The organism is Streptomyces sp. NPDC006476 (assembly GCF_040612015.1).
GTDB lineage: Bacteria > Actinomycetota > Actinomycetes > Streptomycetales > Streptomycetaceae > Streptomyces > Streptomyces griseorubiginosus_B.
In genome coordinates this window covers 1-1652 of record NZ_JBEXPK010000286.1, presented here as the reverse complement: position 1 = coordinate 1652, position 1652 = coordinate 1, and the positions used below count along the sequence as shown (strand labels likewise).

Annotated in this window: 1 protein-coding gene; it reads right to left on the bottom strand. The window is 68.4% G+C overall.

The window, feature by feature from the left end:
* Positions 1–154: 154 nt before the first annotated feature.
* A complete protein-coding gene (locus tag ABZZ74_RS54060) occupies positions 155–427 on the bottom strand; it encodes a hypothetical protein (protein ID WP_356951432.1) in 273 nt (90 codons plus the stop codon).
* Between the last annotated feature and the right edge of the window lie 1225 nt (positions 428–1652).

The window sequence follows — 1652 nt, the reverse complement described above, 5'->3', positions numbered from 1 at the left end:
GCTCGGCGGCTCTTCAACCGAATCTCCTCTCCCATCCGCCACGCCATCCAACATGCACTCGACTGGTCCCTATGGCGAAGAAGAAGCCAAGCCCGCGCCCGCATCAGCCACTACAGACGAAGAGGGCATCACGGAGTGTCGTTGCAGTACTAAACTAGACCTCGATGTAGGCAACCACGACAACGGTGCGCAGGGTGGTGACGACGTACAGGACACGGACGTGCTCGATGTCGTCGGTGTACTGACGCAGTTGCGGGCCGGACATGTCGCCGGGGATCGGTTCGCCGACCTCGGGGTCGATGGAGATGACGACCAGGGTGCGGTCCAGAGCGTGGAGTTCTCCCTCGTCGGTGATTGACTCCAACTGCTTTGCGGCGGCGTCGGAGAAGGCGATCCGGGCGCGGCGTGGGCCGTGCTGACTGGGCATACACCGTCCACCACCCACTACCTTGGCGCAGTCGATAGCCGGCCGCCCGTTCTTCGACGTTCTCAACCACCGTTTCAAGTTGGGATGTTCGATCAGCGCGCACACTCGGCACGCACGTGGTCGGCCTCCGCCCCTACGGGGAGAACGAAATGGCCGTTGACATGGAGGCTTGCCCGATGCGCAGTCCGGGTTAGGCATACGGCCCGAGGACGCCGGGGTGTCGGACGCCCCGGGCCGTATGCGCGCCACAGCACTACAAGACTTCCCCATCGAGTGCTCGCGCGCGTCGCCGCACGCTGTGGTTCCTCCATGATCACCCTTGGGCTCCTGACCCAACAGAGTCATACGACCCGCACGCAGGCCGTTGACGGGCGCGCGCGAAATCCGGCGCCCTGTTATTTGGAATGCGATTGTGTGGCGCGGAGTTTCCGGGCGCGTATTTATCCGGTGGCTTTCTCTGCGGTCTGGTCACGACGGAACTCAGCGGTCCTTCCTGGTGGGAATCGAGGGGGGAGCTGTCCGGCTCCCCTGGACCGCGCCCGGACCGGCCACCGCACGAGGCGCGGGGCCGGGCCGGGCGAGGCAGGCAGCCGACAGAAGTGGCGGTGTCGGGCTGGGGAAGCGTCAGCGCCGTTGCCGGTACTGACGGTGGATCAAGTGCGGCATCAATGCCCGAGGTTCTGGCACACGCTGCAGGTTCAGGCGGTTTCCTGACCGGCACCGCGGCGATGCCGAACCAGCCGCCGCAGACCTCGCACTGCACGCCGGTGCCGGCCGTGGCAGGGACCGGGGAGGCGGACGGCGGAGGACAGCGGGCACTCGCTCGGGTTGCAGCTCCACAGCCCGCACAGCGGGCAGGCGTCGTTCTGCCCAGTACCGACCATCGCGAGGCGGGCCCACATCTCGGCAACCGTGCGCGGTGCGGGCCGGGGGCGTGTCATGCTGTCAGTCACAGGAACCTTCGCTTCCTGTATGGACGGCCCCGGAGCGGCTCTCACCTTTCCGGGGCCGTCGCCCTGTGGCTGGCCGGACGGCCAGCCACAGCCCGTCTCCCATCCCCTAACGCTGCGGGGAGGGTGGGAGACGGACTGTGGCGGATCGTCAGGCAGCCGGGGCGTAAGGCGGCGCGCGGCTGCGCGGCTCCCCTGGACGGCCGCCCGGCCCTGTCGCCCCCCCCCGGCCGGGCGCGCCGCGCCGGGGAGGCCCCCCCCCCACGCCCACAAAG